Source organism: Acinetobacter portensis, assembly GCF_010646905.1.
GTDB classification, from domain to species: domain Bacteria; phylum Pseudomonadota; class Gammaproteobacteria; order Pseudomonadales; family Moraxellaceae; genus Acinetobacter; species Acinetobacter portensis.
The window spans coordinates 2,980,820-3,002,687 of sequence record NZ_JAAARQ010000002.1 but is presented as its reverse complement, the minus strand read 5'-3'; the positions used below and the strand labels follow the sequence as shown (position 1 = coordinate 3,002,687).

General features: G+C 36.1%; 23 protein-coding genes. 21 read left to right on the top strand and 2 right to left on the bottom strand.

The genetic code is table 11. The annotated features are described in order from the left end of the window. The first annotated feature begins 3 nt into the window (after positions 1–3). The 18 genes from GTK57_RS14205 to pyrF all read left to right on the top strand — a co-directional run bounded on the left by GTK57_RS14205 (position 4) and on the right by pyrF (position 14,806). Positions 4–426: an ExbD/TolR family protein gene (locus GTK57_RS14205; protein WP_152873464.1), complete on the top strand. Its 423-nt coding sequence runs from the start codon at positions 4–6 to the stop codon at positions 424–426. Beyond that, entirely contained in the window at positions 426–2,150 is a 1,725-nt protein-coding gene (gene msbA, locus GTK57_RS14200) for a lipid A export permease/ATP-binding protein MsbA (protein WP_163124398.1), read from the top strand. Before GTK57_RS14205 ends, msbA begins: the two co-directional genes overlap by 1 nt. Before the next feature lie 7 nt (positions 2,151–2,157). Next, a complete protein-coding gene (gene lpxK / locus GTK57_RS14195) occupies positions 2,158–3,162 on the top strand; it encodes a tetraacyldisaccharide 4'-kinase (protein ID WP_163124395.1) in 1,005 nt (334 codons plus the stop codon). 9 nt (positions 3,163–3,171) lie between these two features. Beyond that, entirely contained in the window at positions 3,172–3,933 is a 762-nt protein-coding gene (gene kdsB, locus GTK57_RS14190) for a 3-deoxy-manno-octulosonate cytidylyltransferase (RefSeq protein ID WP_163124391.1), read from the top strand. Positions 3,934–3,947: 14 nt separating this feature from the next. Further along, positions 3,948–4,928 carry a DNA polymerase III subunit delta' gene (locus tag GTK57_RS14185; RefSeq protein ID WP_163124388.1) on the top strand — a complete coding sequence of 327 codons (981 nt, stop codon included), beginning with the start codon at positions 3,948–3,950 and terminating at the stop codon, positions 4,926–4,928. A gap of 9 nt (positions 4,929–4,937) precedes the next feature. After that, positions 4,938–5,276, top strand: coding sequence for a PilZ domain-containing protein (locus GTK57_RS14180; protein WP_152873472.1), 339 nt, complete (start codon positions 4,938–4,940; stop codon positions 5,274–5,276). Between the two features lie 24 nt (positions 5,277–5,300). Then, positions 5,301–6,074 carry a TatD family hydrolase gene (locus GTK57_RS14175; protein ID WP_163124385.1) on the top strand — a complete coding sequence of 258 codons (774 nt, stop codon included), beginning with the start codon at positions 5,301–5,303 and terminating at the stop codon, positions 6,072–6,074. 48 nt (positions 6,075–6,122) lie between these two features. After that, entirely contained in the window at positions 6,123–6,737 is a 615-nt protein-coding gene (locus GTK57_RS14170) for a TetR/AcrR family transcriptional regulator (RefSeq protein ID WP_152873474.1), read from the top strand. A gap of 344 nt (positions 6,738–7,081) precedes the next feature. Beyond that, complete coding sequence (locus tag GTK57_RS14165; protein WP_163124382.1) at positions 7,082–7,678, top strand: 6-pyruvoyl trahydropterin synthase family protein; 597 nt, start codon at positions 7,082–7,084, stop codon at positions 7,676–7,678. Positions 7,679–7,729: 51 nt separating this feature from the next. Then, positions 7,730–8,443, top strand: a complete 714-nt coding sequence (gene ung, locus GTK57_RS14160) for a uracil-DNA glycosylase (RefSeq protein WP_152873478.1) — start codon at positions 7,730–7,732, stop codon at positions 8,441–8,443. Further along, positions 8,440–9,564: an enoyl-CoA hydratase/isomerase family protein gene (locus GTK57_RS14155; protein ID WP_163124379.1), complete on the top strand. Its 1,125-nt coding sequence runs from the start codon at positions 8,440–8,442 to the stop codon at positions 9,562–9,564. Before ung ends, GTK57_RS14155 begins: the two co-directional genes overlap by 4 nt. A 3-nt stretch (positions 9,565–9,567) precedes the next feature. Then, complete coding sequence (gene tadA / locus GTK57_RS14150; RefSeq protein ID WP_152873482.1) at positions 9,568–10,080, top strand: tRNA adenosine(34) deaminase TadA; 513 nt, start codon at positions 9,568–9,570, stop codon at positions 10,078–10,080. 48 nt (positions 10,081–10,128) lie between these two features. Further along, the gene (locus tag GTK57_RS14145) at positions 10,129–10,560 is read left to right on the top strand and encodes an SRPBCC family protein (RefSeq protein WP_163124376.1); all 432 of its coding nucleotides are present in this window, start codon (positions 10,129–10,131) and stop codon (positions 10,558–10,560) included. A 17-nt stretch (positions 10,561–10,577) separates the two neighbouring features. Continuing rightward, positions 10,578–11,261, top strand: a complete 684-nt coding sequence (cmk, locus tag GTK57_RS14140) for a (d)CMP kinase (protein ID WP_163124373.1) — start codon at positions 10,578–10,580, stop codon at positions 11,259–11,261. Between the two features lie 108 nt (positions 11,262–11,369). Then, on the top strand, positions 11,370–13,046 hold the full coding sequence (gene rpsA, locus GTK57_RS14135) for a 30S ribosomal protein S1 (protein ID WP_152873486.1): 1,677 nt from the start codon (positions 11,370–11,372) through the stop codon (positions 13,044–13,046). 160 nt (positions 13,047–13,206) lie between these two features. After that, positions 13,207–13,509 carry an integration host factor subunit beta gene (locus GTK57_RS14130; RefSeq protein WP_152873488.1) on the top strand — a complete coding sequence of 101 codons (303 nt, stop codon included), beginning with the start codon at positions 13,207–13,209 and terminating at the stop codon, positions 13,507–13,509. 20 nt (positions 13,510–13,529) lie between these two features. Next, positions 13,530–13,892: a lipopolysaccharide assembly protein LapA domain-containing protein gene (locus GTK57_RS14125; protein WP_163124371.1), complete on the top strand. Its 363-nt coding sequence runs from the start codon at positions 13,530–13,532 to the stop codon at positions 13,890–13,892. Between the two features lie 233 nt (positions 13,893–14,125). Beyond that, positions 14,126–14,806 (top strand): orotidine-5'-phosphate decarboxylase, encoded by a 681-nt coding sequence (gene pyrF / locus GTK57_RS14120; protein WP_152873490.1) that lies wholly within the window; start codon positions 14,126–14,128, stop codon positions 14,804–14,806. Positions 14,807–14,908: 102 nt separating this feature from the next. Here the strand turns inward: pyrF and GTK57_RS14115 are convergent, their stop codons facing one another. After that, positions 14,909–15,817 carry a lysine exporter LysO family protein gene (locus GTK57_RS14115; RefSeq protein WP_163124368.1) on the bottom strand — a complete coding sequence of 303 codons (909 nt, stop codon included), beginning with the start codon at positions 15,815–15,817 and terminating at the stop codon, positions 14,909–14,911. A gap of 453 nt (positions 15,818–16,270) precedes the next feature. Here GTK57_RS14115 and GTK57_RS14110 point away from each other — a divergent pair, with 453 nt between their 5' ends. The 3 genes from GTK57_RS14110 to GTK57_RS14100 all read left to right on the top strand — a co-directional run bounded on the left by GTK57_RS14110 (position 16,271) and on the right by GTK57_RS14100 (position 21,024). Then, complete coding sequence (locus GTK57_RS14110; RefSeq protein WP_163124365.1) at positions 16,271–17,275, top strand: AraC family transcriptional regulator; 1,005 nt, start codon at positions 16,271–16,273, stop codon at positions 17,273–17,275. An 86-nt stretch (positions 17,276–17,361) separates the two neighbouring features. Next, the gene (gene zapE / locus GTK57_RS14105; protein ID WP_163124362.1) at positions 17,362–18,483 is read left to right on the top strand and encodes a cell division protein ZapE; all 1,122 of its coding nucleotides are present in this window, start codon (positions 17,362–17,364) and stop codon (positions 18,481–18,483) included. 378 nt (positions 18,484–18,861) lie between these two features. Then, a complete protein-coding gene (locus GTK57_RS14100; protein ID WP_163124359.1) occupies positions 18,862–21,024 on the top strand; it encodes a malate synthase G in 2,163 nt (720 codons plus the stop codon). 178 nt (positions 21,025–21,202) lie between these two features. Here GTK57_RS14100 and GTK57_RS14095 read toward each other — a convergent pair whose 3' ends face one another. Continuing rightward, positions 21,203–21,667 (bottom strand): MarR family winged helix-turn-helix transcriptional regulator, encoded by a 465-nt coding sequence (locus GTK57_RS14095; protein ID WP_163124355.1) that lies wholly within the window; start codon positions 21,665–21,667, stop codon positions 21,203–21,205. Positions 21,668–21,868: the final 201 nt, after the last annotated feature.

Here is a 21,868-nt window from a genome sequence, read left to right as displayed (position 1 = left end):
CCTATGAAATTTAAACGTTCACAGGTTGAAGATATTCACATAAACTTAACGCCAATGATCGATTGTTTGTTGTTTATTTTGGTTTTTTTGCTTTTATCTACAACATTTAATCAAATGAGTCGTATGAATTTAACCTTGCCTGATGCACAAGGCGTACCACCAAAACAATACGACCACAAAATTGAAGTTGTTGTTGATGCTTCAGGACATTATTCTGTTAATGGTCAAGCACTTTCAACAAATGAAGTTGCTGATTTAAATACAGCAATCAAACAAATTTCGAATGATCGTCGAGATTTAATGTTTGTTATTGCAGCCGATGCGAAAGCAACTCATCAAGATGTGATACGCGTGATGGATGTTGCGGGTCAGCTTGGTTTTGTTAATATTAATATTAGTACAAAAGTACCAACCCGAGGTTATTAGTGAAGCCAGATGTTCAGGTTTATCGTCGTTTGCTTAAATATTTAGTCCCATTTTGGGGGCTCGCTATTGTTGTGTTTATTGGTTTCTCAATTAGTGCATCAACTGAAGTTGCTGTTGCTAAATTGTTAGAAAAAATCATTAATGCAATTCAGCATCGAGATACAAGCTTTACCACAATATTTCCATTGCTTGTGGTGGGTTTGGTTTTCTTTCGTGGCTTAGGACAATATATTGGTGGTTACTACACAGCAGTTATTTCTAGGCATTTGGTTTTCAATGTGAGACAAGAAGTTTTTGCGAAAATTTTACGTCTTCCATCTCAATATTTCTTAGACAATACCAGTGGTCATATTACCGCTAAAATCATGTTTAACGTTGAGCAGCTCACTGCGGCAACGACAGAGTCACTAAGAACGGTGGTTCAACAAGGTTTAATTACATTAGGTTTGCTTGGTTTCTTAATTTATACCAACTGGCGCTTAACTTTATGTATTTTGATTTTTGCTCCGCTTATTGGTTTTCTTATTCGTAAAGCGGGTAAGCGCATGCGTAAGCTTTCTATCCTTGTGCAAGACACAATGGGTGATGTAAACCATGTTGTGCAAGAAACGGTAAGTGGTAATGTTGTTGTGAAAGGCTTTGGTGGTCAAAGTTATGAACATGAACGCTTTAAATGGCATTCAATGGAAAATTTACGTCGTGGTTTAAAAATGACGGCAATTGCTCAACTGAATAGCCCTGTTGTTCAGCTTTGCATGTCTATGGCGATGGGTATTATTATTTGGATTGCGTTGCGCCCTGAAATTTTACGTGACATTTCAGCGGGTGAATTTGTTGCTTATATCACTGCTGCGGGTATGTTAAGTAAACCAATTAAAGCATTAACTGAAGTGAATGAAAAAATGCAGCGTGGTTTGGCTGCGGCACATTCTGTATTTGAACTTTTAGACATGGAAGAAGAGGGAAATACAGGAACACTTACTCCAAAATTAAAAGGTAATGTTCATTTTAATAACGTAAATATGAGTTATTCAGATGGACATAATGCAATTAAAAATTTCACATTAGATATTAAAGCTGGTGAAACTGTTGCGCTTGTAGGGCGTTCAGGTGCGGGTAAATCATCATTGGTGAATTTGCTTGTACGCTATCAAGAAATATCGTCTGGCAGTTTAATGCTTGATGAGTATGATATTCATGATATTGAGTTAAATAACCTTAGAACACAAATTTCAATGGTAAATCAGCAAGTTGTATTGTTTAACCGTACAGTGCGCGAAAACATCGCTTATGGACAGCTTGAAGGAGCAAGTGATGAAGATGTCATTGCTGCTGCAAAAGCAGCGTATGCACATGATTTCATTATGGCACTGCCTGATGGTTATAACACAGAGCTTGGTGCACAAGGTTTGAATTTATCAGGTGGTCAACGTCAACGTATTGCTATTGCTCGTGCCATTCTTAAAAATGCGCCAATTCTTATTCTAGATGAAGCAACAAGTGCTCTTGATAATGAATCTGAATACTTTATTCAGCAGGCATTTGATGCCGCTATGCAAGACCGAACCACCATTGTGATCGCGCATCGCTTATCTACAATTGAAAATGCAGATCGTATTGTTGTAATGGATCAAGGTTCGATTTTAGAAAGTGGTACACATTTAGAATTACTTGCACAAAAAGGCACGTATTTCCAATTACATCAACGTAATTTTGAGGAATAAAGTATAAATGTCGGTTGCACAAATTATTCAGGATGCTTGGAATAAACAAGCGAAGTGGTTAATTGTGTTCCGACCACTTTCTATTTTATACCGCTCAGTTTCCATGCTTAATCATAAATTATATCAAGCGGGAATTAAGTCCTCATATACAGCACCTTTGCCTGTAATGGTGATTGGTAATATTACGGTAGGTGGTAGTGGTAAAACTCCATTACTCATACATTTGGTTGACTATCTAGAGTCAATAAATGTTCGCGTTGGTGTCATTAGTCGTGGTTATGGTGGTAAAGGTCCTTTTCCTGCTTATGTAGATGTAAATTCTGAACCCAATGAAGTTGGGGATGAGCCATGTCTCATTGTTCAGTCTACAGCTGTTCCAATGGTGGTTGGAGCAAATCGACAAGAAAATATTGAATTATTGCTATCTAGACATGAACTAGATTTAATTATTAGTGATGATGGTTTACAACATTATGCATTAAATCGCCAATTAGAATGGATTGTTTTAGATAATAACCGTGGTTTAGGTAATGAAAAAATTCTGCCAGAAGGTTATCTTCGAGAGCCAAAAAGTCGCTTAGACACCGCAACAGTCATTGAGCATGCGGCACATCCACAATCTCATTTAAATATGCATTTAGAAGTTTCATCTCCATATTTATTAAATGCAAAAACCGATACTTTATTTGATATCAATCAAGACTATTACGCTGTTGTAGGTATTGGTTATCCACAACGTTTTTATAAAACCCTTCAATCTTTAGGGGTCACGCAATTTCAATGTCATGAATTTCCAGATCATCATGATTATGAAATTCAAGATTTACAATTTGAAGATGCAAATCCAATTATTACCACAGAAAAAGATGCAGTAAAGCTATTGCCACTTTTGAAAAAAAATCCAAATTTTAAACGTGAAATTTGGGTGATACCTGTAGAAGCAGTATTAAGTACGCCATGTTATGCGTTGTTGAATGATCAGCTTAAAGAGCTGGGCATTCAAATTCATTAAGGTCAAAATATGAAACACATTGTTATTCCTGCTCGTTTTGCAAGCTCTCGTCTTCCGGGTAAGCCACTCCTTGAAATTCATGGTCGACCGATGATTTTACGTGTGGTTGATCAAGCAAAAAAAGTCGAAGGCTTTGATGATTTGTGTGTTGCAACAGATGACGAACGAATTGCTGAAATTTGTCATGCAGATGGTGTGGATGTGGTTTTAACCTCAAGTGGCCATCCATCTGGTACAGACCGTTTAAGTGAAGTTGCACGTATTAAAGGTTGGGCGAGTGAAGATATTATTGTAAATGTACAAGGTGATGAGCCACTTTTACCTGCTAAATTGGTGAAGCAAGTTGCTCAATTGTTGGTAGATCAACCTGCAAGCTCAATGTCGACATTGTGTGAACCTATTTTTCATCTTGAAGAATTTAAGCGTGATAGCATCGTAAAAGTAGTGATGTCTAAGCACAACCAAGCTTTGTATTTTAGCCGTGCAACAATTCCTTATGATCGCGATGGTGCGAAAAATACTGAGCAAAAATTGCATGATCAGGCTTTTCGTCATTTAGGTTTATACGCATATCGTGTACAACTTTTAAAAGAATATGTGACTTGGGATATGGGTGCTTTAGAGCGTTTGGAAAGCCTTGAGCAATTACGTGTTTTGGAAAATGGACATAAAATTGCGATTGCCGTTGCAGAAGCGAATTTACCCCCTGGTGTTGATACTCAAGAAGATTTAGATCGTTTAAATGCGATGGATGTTTCTGCTTTTCTATAATTTAGGGATTTAACATGCAAGAACAGCGTGGGCAAGTGTATCCATGGCAACAACAAGTTTGGGAAAACTTAACATCACGCTTTCCTAAAATTGGTCATGGCTTGCTTTTTTATGGCAAAAAAGGCTGTGGTAAAGAAGCATTTGCGCAACAATTTCTTGCATGGGTTTTATGTCTGAATAGACATGAAAAAAATGAGCCGTGTGGAACATGTGGTAGCTGTTTATGGCTAAAAGCAGATACACATCCTAATTATGTCTATATTTCTACAGATGAAGACAATAAAAAGCAAAATGCCAAAATAAAAATTGAAAAGGTTCGAGACTTACAACCGTTTGTACAACAAACTGTAGATGGTTGGCGTGTGATTGTGATTGAGCCGGCAGAAGCACTTAATATGGCATCATCAAATGCGCTTCTAAAAACCTTAGAAGAGCCAGGTGAGCGAACAATTCTTATTTTGTTGGCAGATCATTACTTGAAGTTGCCTGCAACTATTCGAAGCAGATTGCAGCATTTTGCTTTAGATCGTATTGAAGAGAGTCAAACCACTCAATTTTTACTTGAAAATTTAGTAGAAGATTTACAACCCAAAATTCCATTACTAATGAATCTATCGAACCAAATGCCTTTATTTGCATTGGAATTGGCGGGAAAAGATTGGGTTGTTAAACGTGATTTATTTATTCAAGATTGGCAAAGATTGGTTATGCAAAAGAACATGCCTTTGGCCATTGCGAGTAAGTGGAATAAAGAGCTAAGTTTTACAGATTTTACGCAGATGTTTGAATATCTTTTAGCAGATTTAATTTGCGTTAAGTTGGATCAACAAATTAAAAATATTGATTTGAATTTTACTGTTTTAGCCGAGCAATATTCACTAGAAACACTATTTACGATATATTCAGAATTACAACAAGCAAAAAAACTCACCTTGCAGAATGTGCAAGGTAATTTAGTTATCGATCAACTTTGTATTAAATTAATGAATATTTAGGGGAACAAGATGCAACCACGTGGCGGTATTATCCAGGCAAATATTGTAGATAAAGACATGCTGTACCAGAGTTATATGCCTTACGTTGTAGGTGGTGGATTGTTTATTCCATCGAAACAAGCTGTAAAAATGGGAGAAGAAGTTTTTGTTTTGGCAACATTGCCTGAACAATCTCAGAAAATTCCACTTACAGGTAAGGTGATTTGGATTTCTCATAAGCAAAATGGCATCAAATTACAAGGTTTTGGTATTCAGTTAACAGGCGAAAAGGGTGTTTTTTATAAGTCTGAAGCAGAAAAAATGCTTGCAGGGTTTAAAGCTGTAGGTCGTAATAGTTACACTATGTAATTCAATTTATTTTAGGAAGTTATCGTGTTTGTAGATACTCATTGCCATTTAACGATGTTGGATTTAACACCTTATGATGGACAGTTAGATTTAGCTTTGGCACAAGCCCGTGAAGCGGGTGTATCCAAATTTATGGGTATCTCAGTCGATTTAGATGATCATATTGAGCTTGCTAAAATTGCAGCTCGTCATGATGATGTTGGTTATACGGTTGGTGTACATCCGTGTGAAGATCCTGCAGTAATGGCACGTGCAACAACAGAACACTTAATTGAGCTGGCACAAGCAGATAAAGTTTGGGCAATTGGTGAAACAGGTCTAGATTATTTTCATAGCACGGAATTTGTTGCAGAACAAAAAGAATGTTTTGCTCGACATATTCACGCATCGCAAAGTGTGAAAAAACCAGTAGTTGTGCATACTCGAGCTGCTAAGTCTGACACGATAGATATTATTCGCGCTGAAAAATCGACACATGGCATTTTGCATTGCTTTACGGAAGATTGGGAAACGGCAAAAGCGGTCTTAGATTGTGGATATTATATTTCATTTTCAGGCATTGTATCTTTTAAAAATGCTCAAGATTTACGTGATGTTGCGAAGCAAGTTCCATTAGATCGTGTACTTATCGAAACAGATAGTCCTTATTTGGCACCAATGCCCTATAGAGGAAAGTCTAATGAACCAAAGTACGTTCCCTATGTAGCCAAAGCCTTAAGTGATGTATATGATAAGTCTCTAGAGGAAATGGCTTTCATAACAATGAAAAATTTTGAAAACCTCCTAAATATGAAATAAATACCATCATTCGATGGCTAAAAGCAGAAGAGAGTTTATAGGGTGAAGATGGATCGTCAGGCTCAGTTTCGAGCAAGAGAAACCTTAATTTTCCAAGTTGCAGAACAATTGCTTCTAGAAAATGGCGAATCAGGCATGACGCTTGATGCTTTAGCCGCTGAATTGGATTTGGCAAAGGGAACGCTTTATAAACATTTTCAAAGTAAAGATGAGCTTTATATGATGCTCATTGTTCGCAATGAAAATATGTTGCTTGAAATGATTAAGGATGCTGAAAAAGCATTTTCTGAACATTTAGCATTTTTTATGTTGCATCACTTACATCATCCTGAAAGAACGGTTTTGTTTCACCAAATTGAAGAGCGTTTGTCGACTACGGGCGTGGGTGTAAATCATCTATTTACAGAGTTGTACCAAATTAGAAAACAGCGTTTACGAATTATCATTCGTATGACAGAAACATATTTGGAAACAATTGAAAGTGGAATGTCTGTCCGAGATTACTTGGCTTCAATTTGGGCATTAACATACGGTGCTGCGGCTATTTTAAACTCAAGTTTTTATCAGCGCTATTTAGGCTCGCGAGATACTTTACGTGTCGCTTATATCGACCAAGCATTAGCAATACCCAAACAAGGAAAATTATTAGATTTTGCAATCTGATTAATTTTTTATAAAAGGCGACGATTTATTTGGAAGAGATTATTTCAATAAATCGTCGTCTTTTATTTGTGCTAATTTTATCATGATGATTTTTATGTGAAATTTAAGGGGCGCATTTATTTAAATTTTCTAATTAAATTAGAGAGTAATTTTGAATTAGAAAAGCATAAAAATAATAGAACAACCTTTATTTTATAAAAGTAAAAATAATTTAATCAAAATTTAATTGTCGAGATAAGCACGATATGTTTTACCTATCATAATGAACTGTAAAATTAATGTGTGTAACTGATTTTTTGCATTATAATCAAATTAATCCATCCATATTTTACACGCCACGACATATGATTATTCGTAAGTTATTTAAGTTTGAAAACGCTCATGTTGTTCGCAATTGCACGTCAGACCGATGCAAGCGCTCTATACACGGCCATAGTTATAAGGTTGAGTTGTTGCTTAAAGCTACGAAATTAGATCATGGTCAAATGGTATATGACTTTGGTTTACTTAAAGGTGTAATTAAAGATTTAATCGATTCTTTTGATCATGCGATTTGTTTTTGGGGACATGATAGCCAAGAATATATTCAAGCATGTAAAACATTTAGTGCACGTTGGGTGTCTTTACCTGTATCTCCATCGGCAGAACAATTTTCACGTATTTTCTTTTATTTAGCTCAACAAGTTTTGGCTTCGACAGAAACTCAAAACGGAGAGGGTGATGTAGAAGTTTACTCTGTAATTGTGCATGAAACCGATACAGGATATGCACAAAGCTTTGCTGAAGATATTGATAATGAACAAATGGGTTTATTAACATTAGATCAAATTGAGTTTTCAGAGCAAATACAAGCAGAATGGGCAGATTCAGCGATGTATGATAAATTGAAGCAAGGGATTAAGTTTCAAAATCCAGTTGTAGATTTGCAAGTAAAACTTTAAATCGCTTTAGTAAAATTTTTGGACATTATTTTTAGGACTTAAGGAAAAGATATGCCTTTTACAGATCAACAGCTCACTAAATTAGAAAAAGTGCAGTTGGAGGCAAATTGGAAAGAGAGTTTAAGTGATTTTTTACTTAGCCCTAAAATGGATGAGCTGAAAGACTTTTTAAGACAAGAGAAAAAAGAAGATAAGGTTGTATATCCACCGAGTCATTTAATTTTCAATGCTTTAAATACAACACCTTTACCAAATGTAAAAGTCGTTATTTTGGGTCAAGATCCTTATCATGGGCCAAATCAAGCACACGGATTAAGCTTTTCTGTCCAAAGAGGGGTTGCATTACCACCATCTTTGCGTAATATTTTTCATGAATTACATAACGATTTAGAAGTCCCTATTTCAAAACATGGCGATCTAAGTCGTTGGGCGGAACAAGGTGTACTGCTTTTAAACAGTGTATTGACGGTGGAAGCAGGACAACCAACGTCGCATCAAAAACGTGGTTGGGAAGATTTTACAGATCACGTGATTGATGTTTTAAATGAACAGCGTGAGCATATTGTTTTCATTTTATGGGGAGCATATGCACAGCGTAAAGGACAACGAATCGATCAAAATAAACACATGGTGCTAAAAGCTGTGCATCCATCTCCATTGGCAGCAAACCGAGGCGGTTTTTTTGGTTGTAAAGTGTTTTCAAAAACAAATAATTATCTTAAACAAAATGGCATTGAGCCTATAGATTGGCAGCTGGACGCATGACTTATTCTCCCATATCAAAACAATATCATCCTGACTTAATTGTTGAGGAGGCAAATAATGGTTGGCGCATTGTTCGCTTAAATCGTCCAAAATCCTTGCATGCCTTAGATGAGTCTATTGTTTCTGCATTGTTGGAAGTTTTTCAAGATTTTCATGTCGATGATAGCGTTAAGGCAATTTGGTTAGATTCAACAACACCAAAAGCATTTTGTGCAGGTGGGGATGTTCGCAAACTACGCCAGCTTGTCATTAATAATGAAGTTGAAACTGCAAATCAATTTTTTGAGCAAGAGTATGCTTTAGATTTACTGCTACATAACTATGCAAAACCGGTACTTGTATGGGGTGAAGGTTATGTCATGGGTGGTGGTTTAGGTCTATTTATGGCTGCGCCATTCCGTTTGGTGACACCATATTCACGTTTAGCAATGCCTGAAATTAATATTGGTTTATATCCAGATGTTGGGGCAACTCGCTTTTTAGCTGATCGTGGTGCTATTGGGTTGTTCACAGGATTGACAGGTTCAATCATGACAGCAGCGGGTGCTTATGGTATTGGTTGGGCAACGCATATTTGTGATGCGCAGCGCGACTCAGTGTTAAGCAAAGTGATTAATATTGATTGGAATCATTATCCTGCAGGTGATTTTAGAGCAATTGATGATACTTTAAATAGTATGCATCGACCTGTTGGCCCTGGTCCACTGCAAAACTCTTTAGATGTCATTCAAAGTGTTTGTCGCGGTGTGAATTTTGAGCATGACTATGAATCTATTATTGGTTTGAGTGATGCGCGTAGTGATTGGTTACGTCAAGCAAGTGAAAATTTGCAAAAAGGTTCGCCAACGACAGCTGCTTTAACTTGGTTGTTATGGCAATGGGGTAAGCAAATTCATTCTTGGAATGAAGTTTTTGAACTTGAAAATCAAATTTCAAATTGGAAAATCCGTCACCCAGATTTTGTAGAAGGTGTTCGTGCGCGTTTGGTAGATAAAGACTTATCTCCAGAATGGCATAAGGGTCAGGATTTATCACTTAAAGGAATTTTAGGCGATCATCTTCCAGTAACAACAATTGAAAGCTGGAATATCTTGCTGAAACATTATGGTGTTATCAGTTAATTTATGGCAGAAAAGTTTACAGATGAATATTGGATGCAGCAGGCGATAGAACTTGCTGCTCAAGCTGCTTCAATGGGTGAAATTCCTGTGGGTGCAATTATTGTAAGTCGGAATCAAGTCATTGGTTCTGGCTTTAATGCACCAATATCTTCAAATGATCCTACTTCGCATGCAGAAATTGTTGCAATACGACAAGCATGTGCACAAATTGAAAATTATCGCTTACCTGAAGATGCCACACTTTATGTCACACTTGAGCCGTGTACCATGTGTGTTGGTGCGCTTATTCATTCTCGAATTAAACGTGTTGTATTTGCAACAACAGAGCCGAAAGCAGGTTCTTTGGTGAGTGCACGTCAATTATTAAATAGTGGTTATTACAATCATGTTTTTGAGTTTGAATCTGGTTGTTTAGCAGATGAATGTTCTGCGCAATTATCAGCATTTTTTAAAATGCGTAGAGAACAAAAGCGAAATTTAAAGAAGCAAGATTCATTATTGAATAATTTGAAATAATTAATATTCAGTCGACGTTGTCTACGAATCAATATTGCGAGGGATCATGTGAATTCAATACAAATTAGAAAAGATTTTAATGCGCCAATCGAGCAAGTATTTGAGTTGTTGTCTAAGCACGATACTTATAATGTAGCTTTCGCTCCCATGCAGGTTGAACGCATAAAAGATGCCTTAGATGTGAATCGACCAGATGGTGTGGGGTCTATACGTAAACTGGGTATTGGTAGGATAAAACCACTTCAAGAACAAATCACATTATTGTTGCCGAATGAGCGAATTGAATACAAAATTATTAAAAATCCGCTCGTTCAGCATCATATTGGCATCATTGAGTTCGAAGCTGTAGATGAAAAAACAACGCGCGTAACATATACCATTGAATTAAAGATGTATTTACCTTTTGTAAGTAAATTAATTCTTGCGCAGCTAAAATCTGGTATTAAACTAGGCTTCTCCAAACTCGCTAAAACTGTATAAGTTAAAACGGAAATGCAATGACAGTTCAAATTATTACGATTGATGGTCCAAGTGGTTCAGGCAAGGGAACACTCGCTGCAAAACTTGCAGAGCATTATCAATTCCATCTTCTAGATTCGGGTGCGCTTTATCGTTTACTTGGATTGTCATTAAAAAAGCAAGATTTACTGGAAAAATTAGAGACGCATTTAGAGCAATGCGTACACATTGCGTCACAATTAAACATTCAATTTTTAAGTAGCGAACAAGGTACAAAAGTTCTTTTAGATAATGAAGATGTATCACAGCAAATTCGTACAGAAGAAGTAGGAAGCTTTGCTTCAAAAGTTGCGGCAATTCCACAACTTAGAACTGCATTATTACAACGCCAACGCGATTTTGCACAAGCGCCTGGCTTAGTTGCAGATGGTCGAGATATGGCGACTTCTATTTTTCCACAAGCACAAGCGAAAATATATTTAACCGCTTCTGCTCAGTCTAGAGCCGAGCGACGAGTAAACCAGTTGCAGGCTATGGGGCTAGATGTTAAAATAAGCGACATTTTAGCTAATATCGAAGCTCGAGATAAGCGAGATATGGAGCGCGAAGTCGCTCCACTCAAGCCTGCAACTGATGCATACATGATTGATAGTTCAGCTTTGAACATCGATGAAGTATTCAAGTTAATGACAACTTATATCGACAAGAAATTAGTAAACTAAATAATTTTTTAGCAGAAGCATAGCTTGATCAGTCTTATACGGACTATGTGAACGCTCTATTAAACCGGCCTTGTCTGATCCAAGACCGCTGACTTTATCAGGTATATCATGACCGAATCTTTTGCAGCCCTCTTTGAAGAAAGCGAATTAAACCTCAACGTTGAAAAGGGTGCTGTCATCCAAGGCGTTGTAGTAAGCATTGACTCTGATTGGGTAACTGTTGACACTGGCCTTAAATCTGAAGGTGTTGTTGACCGTGCTGAATTCTTAAATGAACAACGTGAACTTGAAGTTCAAGTTGGCGACACTGTAGACGTTGTTGTTGAAGCTCTTGACAACGGTATGGGTCAAACAGTTCTTTCACGCGAAAAAGCTAAACGCGCTGAAACTTGGACTAAACTTGAAAAAATCTTTGAAGATGGCGAAATCGTTACTGGTGTTATTTCTGGTAAAGTTAAAGGCGGTTTCACTGTTGACATCGGTCCAGTACGTGCATTCTTACCGGGTTCTTTAGTAGATACACGTCCTATCCGTGATACTACTCACCTTGAAGGTAAAGAGTTAGAATTCAAAGTAATCAAACTTGATGCTAAACGTAACAACGTTGTTGTATCTCGTCGTGCTGTTATGGAAGCTGAATCTTCAGCTGACCGTGAAGCTCTTCTTGCTCAGCTTGAAGAAGGTCAAACAGTTACAGGTACTATCAAGAACCTTACTGATTACGGCGCATTTGTTGACCTTGGCGGTATCGATGGTCTTCTTCACATCACTGACATGGCTTGGAAACGTATCAAGCATCCATCAGAAGTTGTTGAAGTTGGTCAAGAAGTTACTGTTAAAGTACTTAAATTTGACAAAGAACGTAACCGCGTATCTTTAGGCCTTAAACAATTAGGCGAAGATCCATGGTTAGCGATCATGAACCGTTACCCTAAAGGTTCTATCGTTAAAGCTCGCGTAACTAACTTAACTGACTACGGCTGTTTCGCAGAAATCGCTGAAGGCGTTGAAGGTTTAGTACACGTTTCAGAAATGGATCACACTAACAAAAACATCCACCCATCTAAAGTAGTTCAGATTGGTGATGAAGTTGATGTTATGGTTCTTGAAGTTGATGAAGAACGTCGTCGTATTTCTCTTGGTATTAAACAAACTCGTGCTAACCCATGGGAAGAGTTCTCTAAAAACCATGATAAAGGCGAAAAAGTTTCAGGTACTATCAAGTCAATCACTGACTTCGGTATCTTCATCGGTTTACCTGGTGGTATCGATGGTCTAGTTCACTTGTCTGATATTTCTTGGAACGAACAAGGCGAAGAAGCTATTCGTCGTTACAAGAAAGGTGACACTGTTGAAGCAGTTATCTTATCTGTAGATGCTGATGGCAACCGTATTAGCCTTGGTATCAAACAAATGAACAACGATCCGTTCAATGATTTCTTAGCGACTAACGAACGTGGTGCTTTAGTTAAAGGTACTGTAACTGCAGTTGACGCTAAAGGCGCTACTATTAAGTTAGCTGACGAAGTTGAAGCGACTCTTAAAGCATCTGAAATCAACCGCGATCGCGTTGAAGATGCAACTAAGTTCCTTGAAGTTGGTCAAGAAGTTGAAGCTAAAATCATCAACGTTGATCGTAAGTCACGTGCTATCAACTTGTCTATCAAAGCGAAAGATGAAGCTGAAGAAAAAGAAGCTGTTGCAAACTTGAAAACTGCAGCAACTACTTCAGAAAATGGTCCTAAGACTATTGGTGATTTGATCAAAGCTCAAATGGGCAACTAAGTATTCGTTTTAAGGTATTGTTAATGTAAATTAACCAATACTTTTTACACAAATACAATAAACGGTAGCGTAGTATTAACTTATTACGCTACCGTTTTGTATTTAAACAGGTTATTATCATAGGTATTCTAAGGTAGCTTGATAATTAAAGAGGTCGTAGATGACTAGCGAAGCACTTAATAAGTCTGACTTAATAGAGCGAATTTCTCTAAAAAACCCACACTTGGCTGAACCCTTGGTGGAAGAAGCTGTTAAAATAATGATCGATCAAATGATTGCATCATTGTCTTCAGATGATCGAATTGAGATTCGTGGATTTGGTAGCTTTGCGCTACATCATCGTGAACCACGTGTTGGTCGTAATCCAAAAACTGGTAAATCAGTTGAAGTGGCAGCTAAAGCTGTACCTCACTTTAAACCGGGTAAGGCATTGCGCGACGCTGTGAACGAATCAGCAGAATAAATATATTTGAAGGAATATTTATGCGTTACGTCTTAGTCATAATTTTACTTGTACTTTTTGGGTATTCTCTTGCACTTGTTCTACAAAATAGTACGGAACTATCTGTAGACTTGTTATTTACACAAGTACCTGCAATGCGCTTAGGATTGTTGTTATTACTAACACTTTCTTTGGGTCTTGTTCTAGGATTGTTGCTTGGTGTTCAAATATTTAGAGTATTCCAAAAAAGTTGGGAAATTAAGCGCTTGCGTAAAGATATTGAATACCTTCGTAAAGAGCAAATTAAAACTGCTCAATCTGCAGCAGCGGAAGCGGCTGCGAATACACGACATGAGAAGACAGTTTTGGATATAAGTCCTGAGGATCGTTCAAGCAGTCTTTAAATATTGTGTGTCAAATATAATTTTTTGTTTCCTTTATTTAGGAAGCTTTTAATATAGTTGATAAAAAATTAAACACCCATAGAATTCTGATGGGTGTTTTTTTATGTCGATGAAAAGATGAAAAATGTAATTCAAACTAATTGCTTCATATTTCTTAACTTTTATTTCTTTTGTTCATGCAGGATTAAGCTTTATAATGTGCTTTCTTTTTGTCTGAACGATAGGTAAATCTCTTGAGTATCATTGTTGCATTAGATGCTAAAAGCCAATATGACGCATTAACAATGGCAGAGCAGTTAGATCCTGCATTATGTCGAGTAAAAGTTGGTAAAGAGTTATTTACACATGAAGGTTCAGCTGTTGTAAAAGCCTTACACGATCGTGGTTTCGAAGTTTTTCTTGATTTAAAATTCCATGATATTCCTAATACGACTGCACAAGCTGTATGTGCAGCAGCAGAAATGGGTGTGTGGATGGTGAATGTGCATGCTTCTGGTGGTCGTAAAATGATGGAAACATGCGTAGAACGTTTAAAAGCAGGTAATTACAATACACAATTAATCGCAGTAACTGTTTTAACGTCTATGGGCCGTGAAGATCTTCGAGATATTGGCTTAGATGTTGAGCCATTTGAACACGTAAAACGTTTGGCTGCTTTAACCAAAGATAGTGGTTTAGATGGTGTGGTTTGTTCTGCTCAAGAAGCGAAAATGTTGCGTGAAACATTAGGGAATGATTTTTCTTTAGTGACTCCGGGAATTCGTCCAGAGGGTTCAAATGCAGATGATCAAAAACGTATTGTTACGCCTAAACAAGCAATGTTAGATGGCTCTACTCACTTAGTGATTGGTCGACCAATTACAAAGTCTGAAAACCCAGGTCAGGCTTTAAAAGATATTTTAGCGACGCTTTAATAATCCCTGCCAACCCCCCTTTTGTAAGGGGGATTTTTTACTTTTAATCAAGAATAGAATTATAGATTTCTCTCTCCCATTGGGAGAGAGTTAGAGATAGGGCTATATGGCTGCCAATATACTCACCACAATGGGTGCGAGAATAGAGAGAATAAAACCGCTGACCATGGCATGCGGAATAAATTCATTACCGCATGCTTGTTTAACCATAGGTAATGTTGCATCCATTGATGTTGCACCCGCTGCTGCAATTGCAGATCTTGGGTATTTCCATCCCAGTATATACATGAGTAAAATTGCGATAATTTCTCTAAATAAATCATTCATTAAGGCAATACTTCCCAATTCAGCATTACGTAATTCTGTAATAACAATGCCTGTCATGGAATAAAATCCATATCCTTGTGAAAGCACAATCAGGTCTTTTAAGGCTATATTCTGAGTGATTAAAAGACTAAAACATGCACCCAATAAAGAACCAATAATTGCACCTACAGGAACAAGCAAAATTTTCCAATTGATCCAAGATTTATCGAGCGGTGAGTGGGCTAAATCTAGACCAATTAAGAACATAAAAATAAGAAGTAAATACCAAGAATTTAAATGTAGTGAATAATCTATAGATTGTAATAGTGATGCACTGAAATAACCTGCGGCAAGTGTGATAAGGGCGTAGCTAATATTAATTAATGATTTTAAAAATAAATCTAAAGAAACTTTACCGTGTGTTGATGAATATCCCACAGTTTTAAAAATGAGATAGCAACATATAAAAGTACCCAAAGTGGTACTTAATGAAAGTGCGAGGGCATTTTTAAGTATAAGTTGAGGGTGTGAAATCGTTTCAATGATTTGTGAAAATTCAAAAGCAATTGCGAATAGCAAAATATAAGAAAAATAGGGTAAAACTTTAAATGAAATTTTTTCTATAAATTTTGGAATGCGATGGGCACATAAAAAGCCCAATGCTAAACAAATAAGTAACTGAGTAATAAGCCAAATAGATTGCATATAAAAAAGTAGATTAAAAACACTCGGCTATTATGACTATTTTAATGTGTATTTGTTTTTATCATTTACATAAAGTTAAATTTTAACTCGATTATGGATATAAAAGACGATCATCATCAATTTTTAGCTTTCAGTTATTATTTGCATCTTTAGTCTGAATCAATTGATGACTTTATTGTATAGAATGAAAATTTCACATTGATGTTTTTTTGCTTTATCTTCTAGGGATGTCATGGATTAAGCATCGCCTACACCGAAATTTTTTGGTCTAAATGAAGGGGAATGTATATCTAATAGAACATCATGTATTTATTATTTTCTATATCGAATATTGATATAAATAGCTCATCACAGCAGTCATATGCTTCTATAGGCTTAAATATTGATAGTTTCGGCAATATGAAAGTTATATTAAATAGAGTAAAAAATACAAAAGCCTAAATATCGTTTTACATGAAAAGATCAATTCTGAGTTTATTGTATTTAATTCAAGGAATGCGTAAAGCAGGGATTGATGTCGACCAAAAATTAAAAAGAATAGGGTTGAGTGAAAGTGCGATAGACCCAAGCTCTATTATTCACCCAAGTTTGGAGCGAGATGTTTTAGAAATATTAGGTGAAGGACTTGAGCCAGAACAAGGATTAATAATTGGTCAGCATTATTCTTTAGTGGGTTATAGTTCATTGTTAATGTTGCTTGTTACAAGTGAAAATATTCAAAAAATGCTTGAAAAGGTTATGGAATATAGCTGTTTAACTCATTTAAGTGGGCAAATTCATGTTCAGTATTTGGACGATAAAGTTGCATTAATATTGAAACCTTTAGATTTGAAAACGCAGTTGGGGCAATTTTTGGCGCATTGTGAAGTTTCAGGTACTTATCGATTTATTCAAGACTTATACAATATGATGGATTTAAAATTTCCATCGTTAAGTGTGAATTTACCATTTAAATCTCCAGAAAAATCTTTTATAAAGCAAATGTATATAGATATATTTGGCGATAATATTAAATTTGATTCAGAGCATACCATCTTTTATTTTGACTCAGTGGTATTGAATGAGAAAGTAACATCTGCTGATCCAATTTCATTTAAAGTTTATGAGCAGAAATGTATCGCGGAGTTAATTCGTTTAAATGTACATTATTTGGAGCCATCACTTATACAGCGTGTTACAGATTATTTAGAGCTTCAAGTGGGATCAATGCCCACTATGGCTGAAACATCTAAGGTATTAAAAATACCTGAGCGAACATTGCGTCATCAGTTACAACAAATGCAAACGAGCTACACACAAATTCGTGAAGATATCATTAAATATAAAGCACTTAAATTAATAGAATATCAGGAATATTCTATTGAAAAAATTGCTGAATTACTGGGCTATTCAGAGCCAGCTGCGTTTAACCATGCATTTAAAAGATGGTTTGGACATAGCCCGCGGCAATATAAATAGCCTAAGCTTATTTATTCAAAAGTGTTATATAAAATGTATGAGAATCTTCGTTATAATCCATCAGCCCAAAATTAGTCTTGAAAAATATGCCAGATTTACACTCAATCAATACAGCGTTTAATCCGATGTCACCTGCAGACCGATATGCACAGGCAATATCTTCAGGACAATTTATGCCAGATGAGGCTCAAGCTCAGGCTGTGCATGAGTTAGATCGAGTATGGCAAGAATTAATTCAGCGCTATAAAGCATCTAAAAAAGCATTTCGTCGTTTTCGTAAACAAGTGCCGCCTAAAGGCGTTTATATGTGGGGTGGTGTAGGACGTGGAAAAACATGGTTGATGGATCAATTTTACGATTCAGTACCATTTCGTCGAAAAACACGCATGCATTTTCATCATTTTATGCAGCACGTACATAAAGAACTCAATAAACTTTCAGGGCAAAGAAATCCTTTAGATTTAGTTGCAGATCAAATTTATAAAGATGCTGTGGTGATTTGTTTTGATGAATTTTTTGTTTCTAACGTAACGGATGCAATGATTTTGAGTGATTTATTCCAAAAGCTTTTTGCTCGTGGAGTAACATTGGTTGCAACATCAAATATTGCGCCAGATGGATTATATAAAAATGGTATTCACCGCGATCGTTTTATTCCAACAATTGAGCTAGTTAAAACAAACTGTATCGTGCTAAATGTAGATGCTGGTGTGGATTATCGTTTGCGTGTTTTAAAGCAGGCACAATTGTTTAAATCGCCATTAACGCATGAACATAAATTGTGGATGTCTCAGCGTTATGCAGCATTAACGCAAACTCAAGTTCAGTCACAAGAGCCGATCATTATTAATAGTCGTATTGTGGAAACAATTAGCCATACTGAAGATGTTTTGTGGTGTGAATATTCAGAGCTTTGTTTAAAACCACGTAGTCCTGCAGATTTTATTGAAATTGCGAATGTTTATAATACTGTTTTGGTCAGTAATGTTCCGCATTTGAATGATTATTTATCTGAGGGGACGCGACGCTTTATTTATTTGGTCGATGAATTCTATGATAGAGGGGTAAAATTGCTTCTTACATCTGAAGATTCAATTATTGATCTTTACGAAGGTGAAAAATTAGCCTTTGAAATTGAACGCACGCGTTCACGGTTGCTCGAAATGCAGTCAGATGACTACTTAAATACTGAACATAAAAACATCTAAAGTCCTTAGGTTTTTAATTAAAAGCATCTAAATTTAGGTGCTTTTTTATTGTGTGTATTTTTGTTGATTGGGTCGACAAGTAGGGAATTTCATGGCTTAATCTTTGTCCATTTAGTTTAATGAACCCTAGGCTTTGTATAGTTTTAAAACAAAAATCTGAACTTAAGTCTAATTTCGTAATACAGAAAATTTATACATTATAAAAGAGTATTCAAGCGAATATTATTGTTGCATTTCTAGCTATAAATTTATTAAAAATATAGGTATCTATTTGATAATAAATGATGAATATTTAGCAATGTGATAATGCTATTCACTAAAGTATAAATGGGTATACTAGAAACTCTTGTATAAAAAGTAGCAATATCAGGAAAGACAATGACTGCACGTATTCAAAAAGGCAAGTTAGCAATTGCTAAAGAACTCTACGATTTTATCGAAAATGAAGCATTACCAGGTTCTGGTTTAAACAGTGACACTTACTGGAAAAACTTTGAACAAGTTGTCGTTGATCTTAGTCCTAAAAATAAAGCATTGCTTGCAAAGCGCGATGACATTCAAGCAAAAATTGATGAATGGCACCGTAATAACAAATTTGAATTGGGGGCTTACAAAGCTTTCTTAACAGAAATTGGCTACTTGCTACCAGAAGTAGAAGATTTTCAAATTACCACTGAAAATGTAGATGAAGAAATCGCACTTTTAGCAGGTTCACAATTGGTTGTACCAGTTCGTAACGCACGTTACTGCTTAAATGCAGCAAATGCACGTTGGGGGTCTTTGTACGATGCACTTTACGGTTTTGACGTAATTCCTGAAGATGGTGGTGCTGAAAAAGGCAAAGGTTATAACCCTGTACGTGGCGAAAAAGTTGTCGCATTTGCTAAAAACTTCTTAAATGAAACCTTCCCATTAGCATCAGGTTCGCATGCAGATGCTACAAAATATGCTGTTGATGGTAAAAAATTAGCTATAACGCTAAAAAATGGTTCGACAACGACTTTAGTAAAAGAAGCTCAATTTGTTGGTTTTAATGGTGATACATCTTCTCCAAAAGAAATCGTACTATTGAACAATGGTTTGCATGTCATTATTGAAATTGATGCGACAAGCCCAATTGGTCAAACAGATGCTGCTGGCGTAAAAGACCTTGTTCTTGAGTCTGCTGTAACAACTATTCAAGATTTAGAAGATTCAATTGCTGCTGTAGATGCAGAAGAAAAAGTAGAAGGCTACCGTAACTGGTTAGGCTTAATGAAAGGTACGTTGGCTGAATCTATTGAAAAAAATGGTAAAACAGTAACACGTACTTTAAATAAAGACCGTACATATAGCGATTTAAATGGTGGTGTTGCGAAACTTCATGGTCGTTCACTCATGTTACTTCGTAATGTTGGTCACTTAATGACGAATCCTGCAATTTTGGTAGATGGTGCTGAAATTTATGAAGGTATCATGGATGCCTTAATTACACCGTTACTTACTTTTGCAGACATTAAAGGCGAAAACGAAAATAGAAACTCACGTAAGGGTTCTATGTATATTGTTAAGCCAAAAATGCATGGTCCAGAAGAGGTTGCATTTGCTGTTGAATTATTTACTCGTTCAGAGCAAGCATTGGGCTTACCTGCAAAATCGCTAAAAATAGGTATTATGGATGAAGAGCGTCGTACATCTGTAAACTTGAAAAACTGTATTGCTCAAGCTAAAGATCGTACGATCTTTATCAATACAGGTTTCATGGATCGTACGGGTGATGAAATTCATACCTTTATGGAAGCAGGTCCATTTGTTCGTAAAACTGAAGTTAAATCGCAAATTTGGTTCCCAGCTTACGAAAACCGAAATGTAATGATTGGTTTGCAAACAGGTTTACGTGGTAAAGCACAAATTGGTAAAGGCATGTGGCCAAAACCAGATATGCTTTTAGATATGTACAAAACTAAAATTGAACATCCTGAAGCAGGTGCGAGCTGTGCATGGGTTCCATCTCCATCTGGTGCGGTAATTCACGCAATTCATTACCATCAATGTAATGTTTCTGAACGTCAAAAAGAGTTGCTACAAACCGAAGCACTTCCTTTAGATGATTTGTTAACACCGCCATTGGCTACAGATACAAACTGGACTGCTGAAGAAAAAACCAAAGAACTTGAAAACAATCTTCAAGGTATTTTAGGTTATGTTGTTCGTTGGGTCGATTTAGGCGTAGGTTGTTCTAAAGTTCCAGACATCAATAACGTTGGTTTAATGGAAGATCGTGCAACATTACGTATTTCTTCACAGCACGTTGCAAACTGGTTGCGTCATGGTGTTGTAAGCAAAGAGCAAGTTGAAGAAGTTATGCAACGTATGGCTAAAATTGTGGATGAGCAAAATGCGAATGATCCACTTTATACGCCAATGGCACCTGACTTTAATGGTTATGCTTATCAAGCGGCTTATGACTTAGTTTTTAAAGGGGCTGAACAGACATCTGGTTACACAGAGCCTCTATTGCATGCTGCACGTTTGAAGCTAAAAGGTTATACAGGTGATTAATTTCATCTGAGATCTAATTGTTAAATAAAAAAGCCTCTTTCGAGGCTTTTTTATGTTCAGTTGTTTTTAAAATTAAACCGTTAAATGGGGACTTTATTGTTGGAAATAATTTAATTTAAGGAGATATATTTTTTATTAAAAGAAATATTCCATACATTCTTATTGTATTTTAAAAGTATTAACGTGATAAGTTTTTGAAAATATGACGTAAAGTTTCAATCATTTTTTCAATTTGTAAAGGTGTTAATCCTTCGAAAGACTGTTCTAAAACAACGGCTGTTAGGTCGTTAATTTTGTTTGTCATTTCGTTTCCTTTATCGGTAAGAACAACACGAGTAATACGAGCATCATCTTCACAAGAATAAGTCTGTACTAGACCTTCATCCTTAAGGCGGTATACGATTTTAGTTGTTGTTGACATCTTAGATATAACCATATCTGATAAATCAGAAACACTAGCATCTGGCTTAGATTTTAATGCCATAAGAAGTCGACGGCGTGAATTATCTAGGCCATATTTCTTTAATGCATGATCAACTTGGTTGACTTGTTGAGAATAGACTTGAGAAATCCAATAATATGGAAATTGTTCTAATGAAAAGTTTTCTGAACTTGGTAGAAATTTTGTGTATTTTTTACTCATGGTTTTGCCTTTATATTTGAATTGTTTTCTAATTTTAGTTTCTGAACGGTTAATATTTTATGTGAAGTCGTTCACTATTTCAAGTATTTCTTAAAATTCTTTAATGTGGTCAAGGTATTTGTTTTTAATGGCTTAGGTAAATTGCTTCACATTATTGGTTAATTTAAATGTTATTTAATGTGTGTTAATGTTGTTTTATTG